The sequence below is a fragment of the Flavobacterium sp. GW821-FHT12A05 genome, assembly GCF_058807735.1.
Genome location: NZ_JBXAQY010000010.1, coordinates 73,534 through 93,203, shown reverse-complemented (window position 1 = coordinate 93,203; position 19,670 = coordinate 73,534). Strand labels below are relative to the sequence as shown.

General features: G+C 36.5%; 14 protein-coding genes. 5 read left to right on the top strand and 9 right to left on the bottom strand.

The window, feature by feature from the left end:
• The 3 genes from AC1RRQ_RS21280 to AC1RRQ_RS21270 form a co-directional block, all read left to right on the top strand.
• The coding region (locus tag AC1RRQ_RS21280) for an HYR-like domain-containing protein (RefSeq protein WP_493024974.1) at positions 1-6,828 on the top strand (6,828 nt) is incomplete at its 5' end.
• A 72-nt stretch (positions 6,829-6,900) separates the two neighbouring features.
• Positions 6,901-7,818 carry a PorP/SprF family type IX secretion system membrane protein gene (locus tag AC1RRQ_RS21275; protein ID WP_493024973.1) on the top strand — a complete coding sequence of 306 codons (918 nt, stop codon included), beginning with the start codon at positions 6,901-6,903 and terminating at the stop codon, positions 7,816-7,818.
• Positions 7,819-7,830: 12 nt separating this feature from the next.
• A complete protein-coding gene (locus AC1RRQ_RS21270; protein ID WP_493024972.1) occupies positions 7,831-9,765 on the top strand; it encodes an OmpA family protein in 1,935 nt (644 codons plus the stop codon).
• Between the two features lie 119 nt (positions 9,766-9,884).
• Here AC1RRQ_RS21270 and AC1RRQ_RS21265 read toward each other — a convergent pair whose 3' ends face one another.
• From AC1RRQ_RS21265 to pyrR, 7 genes are all read right to left on the bottom strand, one after another.
• Entirely contained in the window at positions 9,885-10,391 is a 507-nt protein-coding gene (locus tag AC1RRQ_RS21265) for a CAP domain-containing protein (protein WP_493024970.1), read from the bottom strand.
• Positions 10,392-10,562: 171 nt separating this feature from the next.
• Positions 10,563-11,207, bottom strand: a complete 645-nt coding sequence (gene pdxH, locus AC1RRQ_RS21260; protein WP_493024969.1) for a pyridoxamine 5'-phosphate oxidase — start codon at positions 11,205-11,207, stop codon at positions 10,563-10,565.
• 231 nt (positions 11,208-11,438) lie between these two features.
• Entirely contained in the window at positions 11,439-12,344 is a 906-nt protein-coding gene (locus AC1RRQ_RS21255; protein ID WP_493024968.1) for a ribonuclease Z, read from the bottom strand.
• A 96-nt stretch (positions 12,345-12,440) separates the two neighbouring features.
• Complete coding sequence (locus tag AC1RRQ_RS21250; protein WP_493024967.1) at positions 12,441-12,773, bottom strand: ribonuclease Z; 333 nt, start codon at positions 12,771-12,773, stop codon at positions 12,441-12,443.
• Positions 12,774-13,023: 250 nt separating this feature from the next.
• Positions 13,024-13,953: an aspartate carbamoyltransferase catalytic subunit gene (locus AC1RRQ_RS21245; RefSeq protein WP_109194141.1), complete on the bottom strand. Its 930-nt coding sequence runs from the start codon at positions 13,951-13,953 to the stop codon at positions 13,024-13,026.
• A gap of 84 nt (positions 13,954-14,037) precedes the next feature.
• Positions 14,038-14,679 (bottom strand): DUF6891 domain-containing protein, encoded by a 642-nt coding sequence (locus AC1RRQ_RS21240; RefSeq protein ID WP_493024965.1) that lies wholly within the window; start codon positions 14,677-14,679, stop codon positions 14,038-14,040.
• 75 nt (positions 14,680-14,754) lie between these two features.
• The gene (pyrR, locus tag AC1RRQ_RS21235) at positions 14,755-15,294 is read right to left on the bottom strand and encodes a bifunctional pyr operon transcriptional regulator/uracil phosphoribosyltransferase PyrR (protein WP_345146200.1); all 540 of its coding nucleotides are present in this window, start codon (positions 15,292-15,294) and stop codon (positions 14,755-14,757) included.
• Between the two features lie 187 nt (positions 15,295-15,481).
• Between pyrR and AC1RRQ_RS21230 the strand changes: the two genes are divergently transcribed.
• Together AC1RRQ_RS21230 and AC1RRQ_RS21225 are read left to right on the top strand one after the other, a co-directional pair.
• Positions 15,482-16,492, top strand: coding sequence for a hypothetical protein (locus AC1RRQ_RS21230; protein WP_493024964.1), 1,011 nt, complete (start codon positions 15,482-15,484; stop codon positions 16,490-16,492).
• Between the two features lie 85 nt (positions 16,493-16,577).
• Positions 16,578-16,751 (top strand): hypothetical protein, encoded by a 174-nt coding sequence (locus AC1RRQ_RS21225; protein WP_165590656.1) that lies wholly within the window; start codon positions 16,578-16,580, stop codon positions 16,749-16,751.
• A 154-nt stretch (positions 16,752-16,905) separates the two neighbouring features.
• Here AC1RRQ_RS21225 and AC1RRQ_RS21220 read toward each other — a convergent pair whose 3' ends face one another.
• Both AC1RRQ_RS21220 and AC1RRQ_RS21215 read right to left on the bottom strand, forming a co-directional pair.
• Positions 16,906-18,525 (bottom strand): ABC-F family ATP-binding cassette domain-containing protein, encoded by a 1,620-nt coding sequence (locus AC1RRQ_RS21220; RefSeq protein ID WP_053470154.1) that lies wholly within the window; start codon positions 18,523-18,525, stop codon positions 16,906-16,908.
• A 233-nt stretch (positions 18,526-18,758) separates the two neighbouring features.
• The gene (locus AC1RRQ_RS21215; protein ID WP_493024963.1) at positions 18,759-19,529 is read right to left on the bottom strand and encodes a TlpA family protein disulfide reductase; all 771 of its coding nucleotides are present in this window, start codon (positions 19,527-19,529) and stop codon (positions 18,759-18,761) included.
• Positions 19,530-19,670 lie beyond the last annotated feature (141 nt).

Sequence of the window (19,670 nt, the reverse complement as noted above, 5' to 3'; positions counted from 1 at the left end):
TCGAATCTGCCTGCGGGAACTTATACACTAACGGTTACTGATAGCTGTTCAAGCCAGTCCAACTCGGTTACAATTGCACAACCAAGTGCCGCTTTAGCTTTAGCCGCTTCTTCTAAAACAGACATTACTTGTTTTGGAGCAAGCACCGGAACAGTAACATCAGGAGCCGTAACAAATGCTATGGGAACGGTAACGTATTCTTGGAAAAACGCATCAAATGTTTCAGTGGGAAATACAGCTTCGGTTTCGAATCTGCCTGCGGGAACTTATACACTAACGGTTACTGATAGCTGTTCAAGCCAGACGAACTCGGTTACGATTGCGCAGCCGAGTGCGGCTCTGGCACTAGCTGCTTCTTCTAAAACTAATGTAACTTGTTTTGGAGCAAGCACTGGAACAGTGACTGCCGGAACGGTAACAAATGCAGTAGGAACAGTAACGTATTCTTGGAAAAATGCTTCTAATGTTTCAGTAGGAACTACAGCTTCAGTTTCGAATCTGCCTGCAGGAACTTATACACTAACGGTTACTGATAGCTGTTCAAGCCAGACGAACTCGGTTACGATTGCGCAGCCGAGCGCAGCTTTAGCTCTGGCAGCTTCTTCTAAAACAGACATTACCTGCTTTGGTGCAAGCACCGGAACTATAACAGCAGGAACTGTAACAAATACAGTGGGAACGGTAACGTATTCCTGGAAAAATGCTTCTAATGTTTCTGTTGGAAATACAGCTTCGGTTTCGAATTTACCTGCAGGAACTTATACTTTGACAGTTACTGACAGCTGTTCTTCACAAACTAATTCTGTTACCATAACACAGCCGAGCGCAGCTTTAGCTTTAGCAGTTTCATCTAAAACAGATGTAAATTGTTTTGGAGCAAGCACCGGAACTGTAACAGCGGGAGCCGTAACAAATGCGGTGGGAACAGTAACCTATTCTTGGAAAAACGCTTCTAATGTTTCGGTGGGAAATACAGCTTCAGTTTCGAATCTGCCTGCGGGAACTTATACTTTGACAGTTACTGATAATTGTTCTTCTCAAAATAATTTAGTTACTATAAGTCAGCCAAATGCAGCTTTATCTTGTTCTATAACACAAAACAAAGCGGTAACCGCAAATGGTTTAAGTAATGGTGAAGCAACCGTTACGGCAATTGGCGGTACAGCTAACTACATTTATTTATGGGATAATAATGAAACTACTCAAAAAGCGGTAGGATTAAATGCCGGATTGCATACTGTTACTGTGACAGATTCAAAAGGATGTACCACTACTTGCTCTGTAACGATTACCGAACCTAATGTTTTATCTTGCAGTATTACTCAAGACAGCGCTGTAAAATGTTATGGAGGCAATACCGGAAAAGCAACTGTAACTGCAATTGGCGGTAATGGCGATTATACTTATTTATGGGATAATAACGAAACAACAGCTCAAGCTATTGCTTTAACTGCCGGATTGCATACTGTTACGGTTACCGATAAATTAGGCTATACTACAACTTGCAATGTAACTATAGGCCAGCCACAACAAGCATTAAGTGCTGCTACAACTCAAATTGATGTGGTATGCGGCGGAAAAGCAACAGGATCAGCAACTGTAATTGTTTCCGGAGGAACAAGTCCATATACTTATTCATGGAATACAATTCCGGTACAAACGGGAGCAACGGCTAATTCTTTGGCTGCAGGAACTTATAGTGTACTTGTAACAGATGCTAATTCTTGTACTATAACAAAATCAGTTACTATAATTGATGGGGATTCTGTTAATCCAGTGGTTAATCCGCTGCCACAAACCTCAACAATTAACTGTCCGGCAGAACCTGTTTTTGCCACAGCAACTGCAACAGATAATAATGGCACTGTAGCGTCTCTTACTTATGAAGATACTATTACTCCTGGAAACTGCGCCGGTTCTTATACAAAAACAAGAACCTGGACTGCAAAAGATCCTTGCGGCAATACTTCGCTTCCGGTAAGTCAGACTATTATTGTTCAAGATAATACTGCACCAACTTGGACAACCCAAGCGGGTTCTTTAAACCAAACAATTGAATGCAGTAATCAAGAAGCTTTGACTTCGGCGCAAGCCTTATTCCCAACTGCTTCAGATGCTTGTGATACAAACGTTAGTAATATTACAAAAGTAAGCGGACAGTTTGTGGCATCACAAGGATGCGGAAATGCCGGAACCTACACTAACACTTGGACAGTTAAAGACGACTGTGGTAATACTTCTGATACTTTCACGCAAGTGATTACTATTCAGGATACTACTGCTCCAACTTGGACAACCCAAGCGGGTTCTTTAAACCAAACAATTGAATGCAGCAATCAACAAGCTTTGACTTCGGCACAAGCCTTATTCCCAACTGCTTCAGATTCATGCGATGCTGATGTAACCAATATTACAAAAATAAGCGGTCAGTTTGTGGCATCAGAAGGATGTGGAAATGCCGGAACTTATACTAATACTTGGACAGTTAAAGACGACTGCGGCAATACTTCTGATATTTTCACGCAAGTGATTACCATTCAAGATACTACTGCACCAACTTGGACAACGCAAGCTGGTTCTTTAAACCAAACTATCGAGTGCAGCAATCAAGAAGCTTTAACTTCGGCGCAAGCCTTATTCCCAACTGCTTCAGATTCATGCGATGCTGATGTAACCAATATTACAAAAGTAAGCGGTCAGTTTGTGGCTTCTCAAGGATGCGGAAATGCCGGAACTTATACTAACACCTGGATGGTTAAAGACGACTGCGGTAATACTTCTGAAACTTTCACGCAAGTGATTACGATTCAAGATACCACTGCACCAAGCTGGACAACGCAAGCGGGTTCTTTAAACCAAACTATCGAATGCAGCAATCAACAAGCTTTGGCATCGGCGCAAGCCTTATTCCCAAATGCTTCTGATGCTTGCGATGCTGATGTTACCAATATTACAAAAGTAAGCGGTCAGTTTGTGGCTTCGGAAGGTTGCGGAAATGCCGGAACTTATACTAATACCTGGACGGTTAAAGATGACTGCGGTAATACTTCTGATACTTTCACGCAAGTGATTACAATTCAAGACACTACTGCACCAACCTGGACAACCCAAGCTGGTTCTTTAAACCAAACTATCGAGTGCAGCAATCAAGAAGCTTTAACTTCGGCGCAAGCCTTATTCCCAACTGCTTCAGATTCATGCGATGCTGATGTTAGTAACATTACAAAAGTAAGCGGTCAGTTTGTGGCTTCGGAAGGTTGCGGAAATGCCGGAACTTATACTAATACCTGGACGGTTAAAGACGACTGCGGTAATACTTCTGATACTTTCACGCAAGTGATTACAATTCAAGATACAACTGCACCAACTTTTAGCGGTGATCTTCCTGGTGACATTACTGTTTCTTGTGATGCTGTTCCTGAACCAGCCAATCTTGAAGCGGCTGATAATTGCAATGGAAATTTACCAATTGTATTTACAGAAACAAAAAGTGATATTCAAAACGAATGCGGTTCAAATTATACTTTGACTCGCACATGGAAAACAAGTGATTGCAGCGGCAATGTAGTATCGCACACACAAATTATAACAGTAAGAGATACTACAGCACCAACTGGAACTGCTCCAACAAGTTTTGCCAATTTACAAAGTATGACACAAATTCCTGTTGGAAGTCCTCAGGATATACAAGACGCTGCTGATAATTGCGGAGGAACTGTTTCTATTACCGTTTCTGATGCTAATAACGAAGGAAGTGGCTGCGAAGGAAGTCCGTATATCTTAACCAGAACGTATACGTTATCTGATTGTTCTGGCAATAAAACAGAATTGGTGCAAACTTTTACAGTTGAAAACAAAGTTTCTGTAAGCGGTATCGCAACTAATACTTCTTGTTTTGGAGGAAATGACGGTTCGATTTTAGTAACCAGCAGTCCTGGTGCAGCAGTTATTATTAGAAATGATAAAAATGAAATTGTTGGCAATACCAATTTACCTGCCGGTACTTATACACTTACTGCAACATCTCCTGTAAGCGAAACTCAAAACTGTACTGCAACTGCAACAGTGGTTATAACACAACCTGAGTATACTATAAAAATATCAGGTCAGATTATTAATGTTGATACTCATACTCCAATTGCAAATGTACCTGTTACCTTGATTCCGCAAAGCCCAACTACTGGTCCTATCTTATTAAAAGTAACAGGAACAGACGGAAGTTACAGCTTCTCAGGAATGCCAGCCGGAAAATATCTGGTTCAGGTTCAGGATGCTAATTTAAACAGCGCTCATCAATTGTATCCGGTAACTTCGAGTTTGTTCTTTACCACTCTTCAGGATTGTATTATTCAAAAACATGATTTTGAATATGGATCATCAACACTTCCTGTATTAGGAGATTATGTTTGGTACGACACAAACAGCAATGGTGTTCAGGACGAATGGTACGATGCGAATAATGATGGAATTGTAACCAAAAATATTCCTGACGGAAATGGAGCAATTGATTACAGCCTTTGGGAATGGATTGATTTTAATGGCGATGGAAGTTATCAAGGACCTTCGAATGTGGGCGAATTGAACGCTGGAGGTTTTGGAAATGCTCTTAGTCCGAATGTTATTATTGATGGTCCAAACGGTTATCATGCAGAAGTAATTATAGGAATTCAGGGATTCTGGAGAGACCGACCAGAAACGGCAAATCCGTATGGAGATTACACAGTGAAATTAGTTAAAGATGCTAATTTAGATGCTGTTGCTGCGGCATTGGGAGGAACTGGACTTGTAAAAGTACTTCCAAATGTAACAGATAAAAAAATACCAGCTAAATCCGGTAAAGCCCAGTTACACACTATTTGCTCCACAACCAGTGCAAGCACTTTAATGGCAACTGTAACGCCAGAAGATTTAGTTCATCTTGATCTTGATTTTGGTGTAAACTGTAAAACATATTCTGATATTGCAGCCAATGATGATAATGCAGGACCTGTAGCGGGTGTAAATACAACCACACACAATGTAGTGAATGTTTTAACTAATGATACGCTTGAAGGAGTGGTTGTAACTCCATCTGATGTAATCCTTACTACGGTAACACCAAATGAGTTTTTACACTTAAACCCTGATGGTTCTGTTGATGTACTGCCAAACGCACCAGTGGGAACTCAAACATTAGTATACCAAATTTGCGAAGCAGATGAAACTTCAAATTGTGATACTGCAACCGTAACCATTACAATTGAAGCTCCGGTTATGACAGTTACGGCAACAGCAATTTGTGTTAATGATGTTCCTTACATCGACTATGTAGTAACTCCAACCAATTTTACTCCAGTAAATGGTGTAACAATTGCCTGGGCCAATGCTCAAAATAACGTCATAACAACGATGACTAATCTGGCTCTTTCCGGACGAGTTTTATGGCCTGGAGCTGTGGTTGATGGAAACGGAAAAGGTATAGACTGGCCGGGATGGGTTTTCGAGAATAATAAATGGATTCAGGCAGCGGACGGATTTGAATCATTGCGTCCAACGGTTAACTTAACTATTTCAGTTAATCCAAGCCAAACCATAACAGTAAATTATCCGCCTTCAGATCCGTTTTGTACTGCCAGACCAACATTTGCAATTGTGGCAAATGATGATACTCCACAACCTATTACAGGGCCTGCAGGAGTAACCAATATTGTAAATGTTTTAAACAATGATACTTTAAATAATAGTGCCATTAATCCAAATGACATTACGCTTACCACATTTACACCAGACCCTAAAGGAGTTTTAACGCTAAACCCTAACGGATCTGTAGATGTTGCGGCAAATGCACCGGGCGGTACTTACACTTTAACGTATCAAATTTGCGAAAAGGCCGATGCCGGAAATTGCGATACAGCAACTGTAACCATTACAGTTCTTGATCCTCCTGCACCTCCTACTCCTGTTGTTGCCAATGATGATAATTATGCTAATATAGGATGTAACACCTTTGGATTAGTCGGAAACGTTTTAAGCAATGACTTTAAAGGAATAGGTACAGCATCTCTTGAATTGGTAAACTTTACTTTATTAAGCGGCAACAACACAAAAACAGATCCAAACATTACAATTGATGCTTCTGGAAATGTTCGAGTAGCAAGCTTAACGCCGGCAGGAACTTATACTTATACCTATCGTATTTGCGATAAATTAAGTGCCGAAAACTGCGACACGGCAACCGTAACCATAATAGTGGCACCAAATGGCACATCCAACATAACAAGTAAGGCTTGTACTGATGATACTTCTTTAGTAAACTTATCTAGTTTATTACCAGAAGGAACACCAACAACAGGAAACTGGATTGATACAAACGGTACCAGAGCACTACAAGGTGGTACACTTAATCCTTTTGGTTTAGCACTTGGCAATTATATATTCGAATACAAAATAACCGATGAAAACTGCCCAAGAAGTGTTTTACTTACTATGGAAATAAATGATGAATGTAAAGTATTAGCCTGCCAGAATATTGAGGTGCACAATGCTTTTTCACCAAATGGTGATGGAAAAAATGATGTTTTCGTAATTGACGGTATTGATGATTTAACCTGTTATCCGGAAAACACTGTAGAAATTTATAACCGCTGGGGAATATTGGTTTTTGAAACAAACAATTACAACAATATAACCAATGCCTTCGACGGTAATTCAAGAGGAAGAACAACCGTTAAACAATCTGACGGTTTACCAACCGGTACCTATTTCTACATTGTTACTTACAAATCGTTAGATGGAAACAATGTAATTCAGAATAACAAAAAAGAAGGGTATTTATATCTGTCTAAATAAAAAAAGAGTAATGCGTTATACAGCGCACAAAGTATAACGCATTACATATTCACTAAACAATACACATCTATTATGAGAACAAAATTATATTTTTTCGTCATTATGTTTGTAACCATTGCGGGTTATGCACAGCAGGATGCACAGTATACGCAATATATGTACAACACTATTAATATCAATCCGGCTTATGCGGGATCAAGAGGCGCTTTAAGTATTTTTGGCTTATACCGTACTCAGTGGGTTGGATTGGATGGAGCACCCGAAACAAGCAGTTTCTCCATTAATACACCAATTAACAACAGCAATTTAGGAGTAGGATTCTCGCTTGTAAACGATAAAATTGGACCGACCAATGAGAACAATATATCAGCAGATATATCCTATACCGTTCAGACTTCGGCTGATTTTAAACTCTCTTTTGGTATTAAAGGAACCGCTAACATATTCAATCTGGATGTAAACAAACTAAATCCCGCAGATCAGGGAGATCCGCAGTTTCAGGATCTTCAAAATAAGTTTTCACCTAATGTAGGAGCGGGTGTTTACTGGCATTCAGATAAAGCTTATATCGGGCTTTCTGTTCCTAATTTCATCGAAACCAACAGATACGATGATAATGATGTGGCCATTTACAAAGACAAAATCAATTATTATTTAATGGGAGGTTACGTTTTTAATCTGGATAAACTAGAGTATTACAAATTCAAACCCGCTGTACTGGCCAAAATGGTCGAAGGAGCACCGCTTCAGGTTGATATTTCTGCCAATTTTATGTTTATCGAAAGATTTACAGTAGGGGTCGCTTACAGATGGAGCGCTTCGCTGAGCGCCATGGTAGGATTCCAGATCACCGACGGACTTTATTTAGGATACGGATACGATCGTGAAACCACCAACTTAAATAATTATAATTCAGGATCTCATGAGATATTCCTGCGTTATGAATTCTTCAAAAACAATGGTAAAATGACAACTCCTCGTTTCTTCTAAAAACAAATGATTATGAAAAATTATATACTTTTCTGCTTAATAATAATCTGTTTTTCATTTGACAGTTATGCCCAGGATTCTAAATTGAAATCGGGTGATAAAAAATACGATGGTTATGCCTTTATCGATGCCATAAAAACTTATGAAAGAGTGGCCGATAAAGGATACAAGTCTGAAGATTTGTTTAAAAGACTCGGAAACTCTTATTATTTTAATTCTGAGTTTGAAGGAGCTGCCAAATGGTACGGCGAGTTATTTGCTGTAAACAATTCTCCGGAAGCCGAATATTATTACAGATATGCACAGTCTTTAAAGTCAACAGGACAGACAGATAAAGCCACTAAAATCATGAATGAATTCAGCTTCAAGTACAAAGACGATTCCAGAGCCAGACTCTATAAAGATGATGTCAATTATCTCGATGAAATCAAAGCCAATTCAGGGCGCTATAAAATTGAAGATGCCGGAATTAATTCTAAATATTCAGATTACGGAAGTTTTGTTTACGACAACAAAATCTACTTTGCATCGGCCAGAGATACCGGGAATTTTTCGCAGCGCAAACACAAATGGACCGGAGAATATTTTACCAATATTTACAATGCCGATCTTGATGCACAAAGCGGCACCGCATCAAAAGTGAACAAAATAAAATCCGAGATCAACAGCCGTTTTCACGAATCCTCACCTGTTTTTACCAAAGACGGAAAAACGGTTTATTTTACCCGAAATAACTATGTCGACGGTAAAAAAGGAAAAGATGCTGATAAAATTACGCTGGTAAAAATTTATCAGGCCAGTCTTGAAAACGGAAAATGGACAAAAGTAACCGCGCTTCCTTTTACAAGCGACAACTACAGCACGGGGCATCCTGCGCTGAGTCCGGATGAGAAAACATTGTATTTCGCATCGGATATGCCCGGAACCATCGGACAGTCGGATATTTACAAAGTCAGCATTAACGGTAACGGCAGTTTTGGAAAACCCGAAAATCTGGGAAAAAGTATTAATACCGAAGGAAAAGAAACCTTTCCGTATGTAACCAGCGAAAACGAAATTTATTTTGCCTCAGACGGTTATCCCGGACTGGGCGGACTCGATGTTTTTGTGGGACAGATGGAAGATGACGGAAGCATCTCGGATATTCAGAATCTGGGAAATGATGTTAATTCTCCTAAGGACGATTTTGCCTACAGCATCGATCCAGTTTCCAGAAAAGGTTATTTCAGCTCCAATAAAGACGGCGGACAGGGTTCTGATGATATTTATAAATTTCTGGAAACAAGAAGATTAAAATGTCTGCAAGAATTATACGGCGTAATTACAGATTCAGAAAACGGAGCTGTGCTTCCCGGAACAAAAGTTACTTTATACGAAAACCAAAAAATTAAAAACTCAACCGTTTCCAATGCTTCAGGCGAATACAGTTTTACGGTAGAATGCGGCAAGACCTATAACGTAAGGGCCGAAAAACCGGATTATGCTACAAAAGAAGTAAGCGTAACCATTGGAAAAGCAACCGGAAAAACCAATCTTCCAATTGCTTTGGATAAATCAGTCTGTAAAGTTGCAGTTGGGGATGATCTTGGAAAATGTTTCGGAATTAAAATGATCTATTTTGATCTGGATAAATCCAATATCCGCACCGAAGCAGCTTTAGATCTAGAGAAAATACTAGATGTTTTAAACCAGCATCCGAATATGAAACTCGATATCCGCTCGCATACAGACAGCAGGGCATCGCACGAATACAATCAGGCATTATCTGATCGAAGAGCCAAATCAACCATTGACTGGCTGATTAAAAACGGAGTGGCTAAAAACCGATTAACCGGAAAAGGCTATGGCGAAACCCAATTAGTAAACAACTGTTCTGACGATGTAAACTGCACCGAAGACGAACACCAAATGAACCGAAGAAGTGAGTTTATTATTACCGGATTGTAATTTGGTATAATCTAAAATAAATAAAAGCTGTCTTTTCAGACAGCTTTTATTAAAAAAAACGGTCGTTGCAAATCAGGAATCACAACGACAACTAACCAACCAGTTCAAACGTTTCTCTTTTAAATTTTTACGAAAATATTCGTGTAGTATTTTTGTCCGGTCGCATCAGTCGTAACTGCTATCCCGAAATGAGTATAATTTCCCTCAATGTTCTCTTTATGTCCCGGGCTGTCCAGCCACGCTTTTAATGCTGCTGCAGAAGTTTTGTAACCTTTTGCTACATTCTCTCCTACTTTTTTAGCACTAAGAGCACTCATAATATTATTAGAACGCGATGTAAAGTCATTATGATTCAGAACATTGTTCTCAATCATGTATTTATTATGCTCTTCGCATTTAAAAGAAATATGATTAATTTTTTCCAATGCATTTAAACCAATACTTACTCGGTAATCGTTTATTAATTGCATTGTTTCTAATTCAGAAGTATTGTAATTATAACTTGTAATTACCTGTTGTACAGCAGGAGCATTACCAGTTTCATTCCCTTCGGCGCTGTCAGCAGAGCATGAGTTCATTGTGATAGACATCACAATGAACACCATGGCGCACATAATCTTTTTCATAATCATAGTAGTTAAGTTCTAAAGTAAATGTTGGGGCAAATGCTTTGAATATATTATGTGACAAATTGCTCTAAAATTCTTACGTCAAACGTATTCAATTTATCGGTAAACTACAAAAATAATCGATGAAATGCATTATTATTTTTATTTATAAAATAAAAATCTTACAAATTAAGAAGAAAGACGCTCAATTGTCCATGAAAAATCAGATTGGCTGGTGTAACGAATTCTATCGTGCAGTCTGTTAGGTCTTCCCTGCCAGAATTCTACCTGAAGCGGCGTCACTAAATATCCACCCCAATTTTCAGGTCTTGGGATTGGTTTGCCTTCAAATTCAGTTTCCAGTTTTTTTAAGTTTTCTTCTAAAAAGGTTCGAGAAGGAATCACTTCACTTTGATGCGATACAATCGCGCCTAATTTGCTTCCGTCAGGACGAGAATCGAAATAATTGTCAGAAATAATTTCAGAAGTTTTCTGCGCAATTCCTTTAATAATTACCTGACGTTCTGCTTCCTGCCAAAAAAATGACAAACAAACATTTGGGTTCGCTTCAATTGCTTTTCCTTTTTCAGAATTATAATTGGTATAAAATATAAAACCTTCTTCTGAGAATTTCTTCAATAAAACAACACGAGATTTCGGAAATCCATCCAAACCAATAGTCGAAACGGTCATGGCATTTACTTCTCCGCTTCCGCCAAAATCTTCCACTTCATGAAACCATCGGTTAAAAAGATTAATTGGATCCTCCGGAATATTAGTTTCTAATAATTCACTTTTTTCGTAAGACTTTCTATAATTACTTAAATCGTTCATGATTTATTATTTTAGATTGTTGATTTTAGATTTTTGTTTAAAGTTTAAAGTTTAAAGTTTCAGGTTAACGGAATCTGAATATTTGACCGTCACACTGAGCGAAGTCGAAGTGCTTTTAGAAACAGTACTTGCTTTGCAAACGCAGGCTTCGACTTCGCTCAGCCTGACAAACTTGAAACAATCACATACAAACTTAGTCTCTTAGAACCTCAGCATCTCAGCACCTCAAAATTAAAATTCAAAACTCACCCCATCATCACCCAAAAGCACGTTTGGAAAAACCGTTTGGGCTTCTTCCTTAAAACGTTCAATTCCGTCATAACGTGTTGAATAATGACCTAAAATTAATTGTTTTACATTGGCTTTTAATGCAATATTAGCCGCTTCTTTTGCGGTAGAATGCAATGTTTTAAATGCCAAAGGAGCTTCTGATTCTAAAAACGTAGATTCATGATATAAAATATCCGTATTTTTAATAATCGGAATTATATCTTCATTGTAAACCGTGTCGGAGCAAAAAGCATAACTTTTTGGCTGAGGCGGGTCAAAAGTAAGTTTATGGTTTTCAATTACAGTTCCATTATCGAGTGTAATATCGCTTCCGTTTTTTATTTTTTGATAATAGGCAACGTGAATATTATATCGCTGAACAGCTTCGACATCTAGTTTTCTTTCATCCGGTTTTTCCTGAAAAAGAAAACCATTCGTGTAAACACGATGTTTTAGCGGAATTGTTTTTACAATAACACGTTTGTCTTCAAAAATTACTTCACTTTCTTTCGATTCCAATTCGTGAAAAAACAAACTGTACGTCGTCCAGGATTCTGTTAGTTTTAATTGAAGCAGAATTAATTCTTTAATTCCCTTTGGTCCATAAATATGCAGATCGGTTGTTCTTCCTAAAAGAGAAAAAGTCGAAATGGTTCCAATTAATCCGTACAGATGATCTCCATGCAGATGCGAAATAAAGATGTGATTTATTTTTGAGAATTTAATCTTATTCTTCCTAAGCTGTACCTGAGTTCCTTCACCGCAGTCAATCAAAAACAATCGGTTCTTGATTTCTAAAACCTGCGAAGTCGGGTTAGTAAGCGTTCTGGGAGTTGCGGCATAACAGCCAAGTATAGTTAATTTCATTTTAGATTTTAGATTGTTGATTTTAGATTGAGTAGCAGCATTTAAGATTCATTTAGGCATTCAAAAATCTAAAATCTGAACTCTAAACTCTAAAATTTAAAACCCTAAGTCTCTTTCTATTTCTTCCATTTCGATAATATCGTGCGCTTCTAAAAGAGAAGGAACCACGACTAATTTATCTGAAATCGCATTAAAATCAAGATCTGAAGCTACGATTACAAACGATTTTTTTGCTTTTTTCTGTTGTTTTGAAAGTGGTAAAAAAAGTTTTAAATCATTTTCTGACAATCCAGAATCTGATAATAAATCGATTATAACATTGTGTTTTTCAAAGGTTTTAAACTGCTGCGTCACTTTCTCTACAAAGCCATTAAAATCGCCTTGCGTATCCTTTATCGTTACGGTATGTCCTTTTTGATCTACTTTCATTTTATAATTTGTGGGGCTATATTTTATAAAAGCTAATGTACGAAGTTTTTTTTAGTGTTCAGTCGCAGTTTTCAGTATTCAGTCGCAGTTTTCAGTCGCAGTCTCAGTCACAGTTTTCAGATTGTCAGGCTGAGCGAAGTCGAAACCCACGTTTGCAAAGCACGCATCGTTTTCAAAAAGCACTTCGACTTCGCTCAGTGTGACACTTGTTTCAAAACTGAAAACTGAGACTGCGACTGAATACTTAAAACTATTGCTGAATCTTTGAAGCCAAAAGATAAATAACTGCCATTCTAATCGCAACACCATTCTCAACCTGATTTAAGATTACAGAATGATCAGAATCTGCCACTTCAGATGTAATCTCTACTCCTCTATTGATTGGCCCCGGGTGCATGATTACGATTTCTTTTCCAAGTGAATCCAAAAGCGGTTTATCTACTCCGTATTGCTGTGCGTATTCGCGTGTAGATGGAAAAAAGTTCACATCCATACGTTCGTTTTGTACACGAAGCATGTTGGCAACGTCACACCATTCTAAGGCTTTACGTAAATTTGGTTCAACGGTAACACCAAGCGATTCGATGTATCTCGGAATCAATGTTTTTGGTCCGCAAACTTTAACCTCAGCGCCTTGCATCTGCAAAGCATATATGTTTGATAAGGCAACTCTCGAATGGAGAATATCACCTACAATAACTACTTTTTTTCCGGCTACATCGCCCAGTTTTTCTCTGATCGAATAACTGTCTAGCAAAGCCTGAGTTGGATGTTCGTGTGCTCCGTCTCCGGCGTTTACGATACTTGCTTTGACATTTTTAGATAAAAAATAAGCCGCTCCGGGATTGGAGTGGCGCATTACAACCATATCAACTTTCATCGAAAGGATATTATTTACAGTATCAATCAAGGTTTCTCCTTTTTTAACCGATGACTGAGCTGCAGAAAAACTGATAACATCTGCAGATAAACGTTTCTGCGCTAATTCAAAGGAAAGTTTGGTTCTGGTACTGTTCTCGAAGAAAATATTGGCAATGGTAATATCTCGTAATGAAGGAACTTTTTTAATTGGTCGGTTAATGACTTCTTTAAAATGATCTGCCGTTTCAAAAATCAGGTTAATATCATTCTCATTGATGTATTTTATTCCTAATAAATGATTTACGCTTAATTCTTTCATTTTTGTTTCTTTAATATTATTTGTCAAATTCTTGAATTTCTGAAAACATTCAGTTCTTCAATGCTTCTTTAAAGAGCAGCTACTCTATTGAATCATTCTATCTACAACCTCACTGTAATCTTGCAGATCTCTTGCATCTTCGTCAAAAATTTTCTGCCATCTAAAACCCGGAATTTCAATTTTTGTTCTTGAAGATTCATTCCAGTTTATTTCAAAACCATTATTTCGGAGTATTTCTGCAACTTTTTTTCCAACACTGATTGTAATTTCGTCATCAGAATTATCAACTTTCTGGAAAGCGATATACAAACTTGGATCTTCAATGGCAATTGCTCTTGCTAAATCTTGTTCGTGATAAAAGCAATAACCATCAGACACAACTTCGTTTTTCTGAAGTTCTCTTTCAACTTCAACCACTTCGTATTCGCCGTCACTTGTAGTGTAACCTGCGTTATGAAGCGCAACTATATTTTCGTCACATAATTGATCAAACGCATTTATAAGCTTTTCAGTATCTGTTGGAGTTTTCCATTGTTTACTTTCTAAAAGAAGCTTTTGATATTCCTGATCGATTTTTTCAAAAGCCCATTCTTCTGAGATTTCATCTTCAAATTCATTGTCTTCAATTTCTTCTATGATATTTTCTTTGATTTCATCAATAGAAAGAAATCCCATTCTAACCTGATTAAAAATTGATTCATAAATAAACTCTTCGTTCTCTGTCATGCTTTATTCTTTAATCGTTAATTTGTTTAATCGTCGTTTTCCCGATTAAACAATTAACCGGTTAACCGATTAAACTTAATTTGTCACCAAATGAACAACATCTTCACCATCATTTTCTTTCCAGCTTACAATTACTTTTTCACCGTTTATAGCATCGACCTGACGGCCTCTGTAATCTGGCTGAATAGGCAAATGACGGCTGAAACGTCTATCTATTAAAACCAGTAATTCAATTTCTGAGGGTCGTCCGAAAGATTGAATGGCAGTTAAGGCAGAACGAATGCTTCGTCCGGTAAACAAAACATCATCTATAAAAATGACCTTTTTGTCTTCGACTATAAAATTGATTTGAGTTTTATTGGCTTCAAGCGGTTTATCAGTACGACGAAAATCATCTCTAAAAAAAGTGATGTCCAGATATCCCAAAGAAATTTCAGGAACCTTATATTCGTTTTCTAATATTTGTTTTAAACGTTCAGCTAAAAAAACGCCTCTTGGCTGAATTCCCACTAAAATAGTATCAGAGAAATCAAGATGTTTTTCGATTAACTGACAAGCCAAACGATGGAGTATGATAGTAACTTCTTTTGAATTAAGTAATACTTTTTGGCTCATAAGTGATTGTAATGTTTGGTTGGGCAAATATACGAAATCAGAATTTATTTGTTTCCTTATTTGTAAATACATTTTCTAACATGTCAAAAATTAAAAAAACTAAAACTAAAATATAATTTCACTTTTTTAAAGACATAGTTTTAATTCTACTATCTTAGTTTTATTAAAAAAATAATCCAAGTTTATTATGAATAAAACTCCTAGTTTTTCATCTTCTAAAATAGTATTAGGTCACCCTATTTCTGGGGCATTATATGCATATTTTGACAAAAATTTAAACAACAGCAATCATATCAAGAGCGCAGAATGGCATAGTTATTATAAAACATTATATGGAAATCATTTTAACTATTACATGGATATTGCACTTACATTATCATTAATTTATGAAACTGTGATAATCTCCGAGGCAGATAATCCTGTACCTGATAGAGATAAATACACATTTGGCAATGAATACTATAATTCTGATTTTGGTCTATATTTATGCTCTTCGAATCAAATAATACATTACGATTTTTTAGAAGAGAAAATAAACAGAATACTCGAAGATAACATCATAAAACAATTACTTTCATCAATTCCAAAGCATGCGTATCAATTAATAATTCGTCAAGTTTATTTAGATTTAGAGCTTGCAAACAAGTTTAACGCTCAATTATTCACATTTGGAATACGTCAAGCATTAGCACAAAGAGTGAACGAAATCGAAAAATTTAAAAATACAAATTTTTCAGAAAACCATTCAGTAAAAATTGTTTCTAGCTATTTAGAAATAACTAGTTTACTTTTTCAACCTATGACACTTGATTCATTCTATTATTTAAAAACTGACAAAGATTTAAAAAAATATGCATCTTCTTTTCAAAGTCAAATGAATAATTTCGAAATTAATGATATAAATATAAAAAATCAGTTACTTGAGAATATGCAGCATGCTATTGATAACGATAAATTAAATAATAAAATATCAGGCATGTTCCGTGGAGCATCAAGTATTCTAAATTATGTTGGGTTGATTCCTGAGACTGGATTAATTGCAGGAGTATCAGGAATAGGAGCAAGTTTAGCATCTGCCGGAATAGACAACTTAAATGCTAAAAATAATAAATGGTACGAATTTGCACCTCAAATACAAAAGACATTAGGTCTAAAAAAAATTGATGAACAACTAAAAAAATTAAAAGCACAAAAGTAAATCCTAAAACATTTCCCAAAAATTCTATAACATATTTTCCTGATTCTGAAGTAATTTTAATATAGAAATTTAAAAACTCAGAATCATGCAAAATAAAATTACAAGATTGTTAATGGTATTCGTTATACTGTTTTCATTTACAAGCTGCGAAGTTATAGGAGACATTTTTAAAGCCGGAATGGGATTCGGGATATTTATCGTAATTTTTATAATTGCGATTGTTATCTGGATTTTAGCTAAGGTTTTTGGCAGTAAATAGTAATAAATAAAAAAATAAAAAATCCCAAATTCCAAATTAAACTTGGAGTTTGGGATTTTTTAATTATTGTAGAACTTTGGCAAAGTTTTAAACTTTGCCAAAGCTTTAAAGTCAAAAATTGGAATTTGGGATTTTCACAATTGGAATTTATACATTAAAGATTGTACATCTTTTTTCTTTGTTCCTGAATTTTCTCATCATCAAGATATTCGTCAAATGTCATGTAACGGTCGATTACTCCGTTTGGTGTTAATTCAACGATTCTGTTACCAACAGTTTGTGCAAACTCGTGGTCATGTGTTGTGAAGATTACAGATCCTTTAAAGTTTTTCAATGAGTTATTGAAAGCTGTAATAGACTCCAGATCTAAGTGATTTGTCGGCTCATCTAACATTAAAACGTTAGCACGCTCCATCATCATTCTAGAAAGCATACAACGTACTTTTTCTCCTCCAGATAAAACTCTAGACGTTTTTAAAGCTTCTTCTCCAGAGAAAATCATTTTACCTAAGAAACCTCTAATAAATACCTCATCACGCTCTTCTTCTGTTTTAGCATACTGGCGTAACCAATCTACTAAAGTTAAATCATTTTCGAAGAAAGAGTGGTTTTCAGCAGGAAGATACGCTTGGTTTGTTGTAATTCCCCAGTCGAAAGTTCCAGAATCTGCTTTTTGATTTCCGTTTAAAATTTCGTAGAAAGCAGTTGTAGCACGTGAATCTTTAGAGAAAAGAACAATCTTGTCTCCTTTTGCCATATTTAAATGAACATCTTTAAATAATAGTTCACCATCTACAGAAGCTGATAAGTGTTCTACATTTAAAATCTGATCTCCGGCTTCACGATCCTGATCGAAAATGATCGCAGGATAACGACGGCTTGAAGGTTTGATTTCAGAAATATTCAATTTAGAAATCATTTTTTTACGAGAAGTTGCTTGTTTAGATTTCGCAACGTTTGCACTAAAACGACGAATAAATTCTTCCAATTCTTGTTTCTTCTCTTCTGCTTTTTTGTTCTGTTGTGCACGTTGTTTTGCCGCTAATTGGCTAGACTCGTACCAGAAAGTATAGTTTCCTGAGTAGTGATTGATTTTTCCGAAATCAATATCAGAAATATGTGTACAAACGGCATCTAAAAAGTGACGGTCGTGAGATACAACGATTACAGTATTTTCGTAGTTTGCTAAGAAATTTTCTAACCAAGCGATTGTTTCGAAATCCAAATCGTTGGTAGGCTCATCCATAATAAGCAAATCAGGATTTCCAAAAAGCGCCTGTGCCAAAAGCACACGAACTTTCATTTTTCCTTCCATGTCGCCCATTAAAGTATAATGATGCTCTTCGTTAATTCCTAAGTTAGACAACATTGCTGCAGCATCAGAGTCGGCGTTCCATCCGTTCATTTCTTCAAACTGAACCTGAAGCTCGCCTATTCTGTCGGCATTTTTATCGTTGTAATCCAGGTAAAGTTCATCCATTTCTTTTTTAACAGCATACAGAACTTTATTTCCCATTAAAACGGTTTCCAAAACAGTATGCTCATCGAACATGTTGTGATTTTGGTTTAAAACCGACATACGTTTTCCCGGTTCTAAATGAATGTGCCCAGAAGTTGGGTCCATATCACCTGAAATGATTTTTAGAAATGTAGATTTTCCAGCACCATTGGCTCCAATAACGCCGTAAATATTTCCGTGAGTGAATGTGGTATTTACTTCGTCAAACAAAATTCGTTTGCCAAATTGAACTGATAAATTATTGACTGTTAACATGAATGTCTTTTTAATTAATTTGGTGCAAAAGTAGTGAAAAAGGTTCAGAGTTGCAAAGGTGCTAAGGGACTAAGTTTTTTTTGTCACCTAGATAATTATTACCCAATCTTGTCATTTCGAGGAACGAGAAATCTTCGCGAGAAACTCCGCAACGAAAAATCAATCTTTGTCGAGCTGCTTACGAAGATTTCTCGTTCCTCGAAATGACAAACTATGAGTTTAATTACTTTAAACTACAATTTACTCTCTTTCGCCAAAGCGACTTCTAAACTTTCAAAATTAGGCAGTACTTTAGAAATAAATCCTTCTTTGTTGAGAATAAAATGTGTTGGGAATGAATTTAACTGCAAAGCTTCATTCATATAATCTTTCATATTTGGAATTACAGAATATGACAGCGGTTTTCTGGATAAGAATGTTTTTAATTGTTCCGGTGAATCTTCGGCTAAACTTATAAAAAGAATATCTTTTCGGTCTTTATATTCTTCTGTTAGTTTATTTACCTGAGGAAATTCTCTTATACATGGCGTGCAGTGAATGTACCAGCATTTTATCACGATGATTTTTCCTTTCATAGATTCGTTGGTTACCAGATTTCCATCTAAATCTTTAAATGAAAACGGAGGAAAGACAGTTCCTTCCATCTTGTAATTTTTAAGGGCGTCAAAACCTATTTGGTTTATTGTGGCCTTTATACTGGTATCTGATTTTGGCTGAATTTTGAAGAGTTTATAATAGTAAACCGAATCATCTGATTTTAATCGGATTGGAATGTAATTTCCGTTTGCTAACTGGTCTAAAAAAGATTCTTTTGAAATTTCTTTTGAAAGAACATCGAGCGCAATAAAATCTCTGGAAAGCATTATATTTTTTTGATAAGCTGACCAATCGCCATACGTTTTTTGAATTTGGATTGGATCGACTTCCGGATTTCCGAATTTATTTTGAGCGAAAGAAAAAGTGAAAAATAAAAATGTGATTATAATAGTGATCGATTTCTTCATGAAGTTTTATGCAATTATTATAAAGTCAAAAGTACTGATTTTTTTTCTCATTTGTCTTTGCGAGGAACGAAGCAATCTCACTTACTGCGTCAATTATTAGTGTGATTGCTTCGTTCCTCGCAAAGACTTAAGGATGCTTTT

Bases quoted from the DNA above. Each gene is read 5' to 3' on its own strand.
- AC1RRQ_RS21270 (WP_493024972.1), top strand. From the start codon at position 7,831: ATGAAAAATTATATACTTTTCTGCTTAATAATAATCTGTTTTTCATTT.
- AC1RRQ_RS21220 (WP_053470154.1), bottom strand. From the start codon at position 18,525: ATGTTAACAGTCAATAATTTATCAGTTCAATTTGGCAAACGAATTTTG.
- AC1RRQ_RS21245 (WP_109194141.1), bottom strand. From the start codon at position 13,953: ATGAAAGAATTAAGCGTAAATCATTTATTAGGAATAAAATACATCAAT.
- AC1RRQ_RS21240 (WP_493024965.1), bottom strand. From the start codon at position 14,679: ATGACAGAGAACGAAGAGTTTATTTATGAATCAATTTTTAATCAGGTT.
- AC1RRQ_RS21230 (WP_493024964.1), top strand. From the start codon at position 15,482: ATGAATAAAACTCCTAGTTTTTCATCTTCTAAAATAGTATTAGGTCAC.
- AC1RRQ_RS21275 (WP_493024973.1), top strand. From the start codon at position 6,901: ATGAGAACAAAATTATATTTTTTCGTCATTATGTTTGTAACCATTGCG.
- AC1RRQ_RS21255 (WP_493024968.1), bottom strand. From the start codon at position 12,344: ATGAAATTAACTATACTTGGCTGTTATGCCGCAACTCCCAGAACGCTT.
- AC1RRQ_RS21250 (WP_493024967.1), bottom strand. From the start codon at position 12,773: ATGAAAGTAGATCAAAAAGGACATACCGTAACGATAAAGGATACGCAA.
- AC1RRQ_RS21265 (WP_493024970.1), bottom strand. From the start codon at position 10,391: ATGAAAAAGATTATGTGCGCCATGGTGTTCATTGTGATGTCTATCACA.
- pyrR (WP_345146200.1), bottom strand. From the start codon at position 15,294: ATGAGCCAAAAAGTATTACTTAATTCAAAAGAAGTTACTATCATACTC.
- AC1RRQ_RS21225 (WP_165590656.1), top strand. From the start codon at position 16,578: ATGCAAAATAAAATTACAAGATTGTTAATGGTATTCGTTATACTGTTT.
- pdxH (WP_493024969.1), bottom strand. From the start codon at position 11,207: ATGAACGATTTAAGTAATTATAGAAAGTCTTACGAAAAAAGTGAATTA.
- AC1RRQ_RS21215 (WP_493024963.1), bottom strand. From the start codon at position 19,529: ATGAAGAAATCGATCACTATTATAATCACATTTTTATTTTTCACTTTT.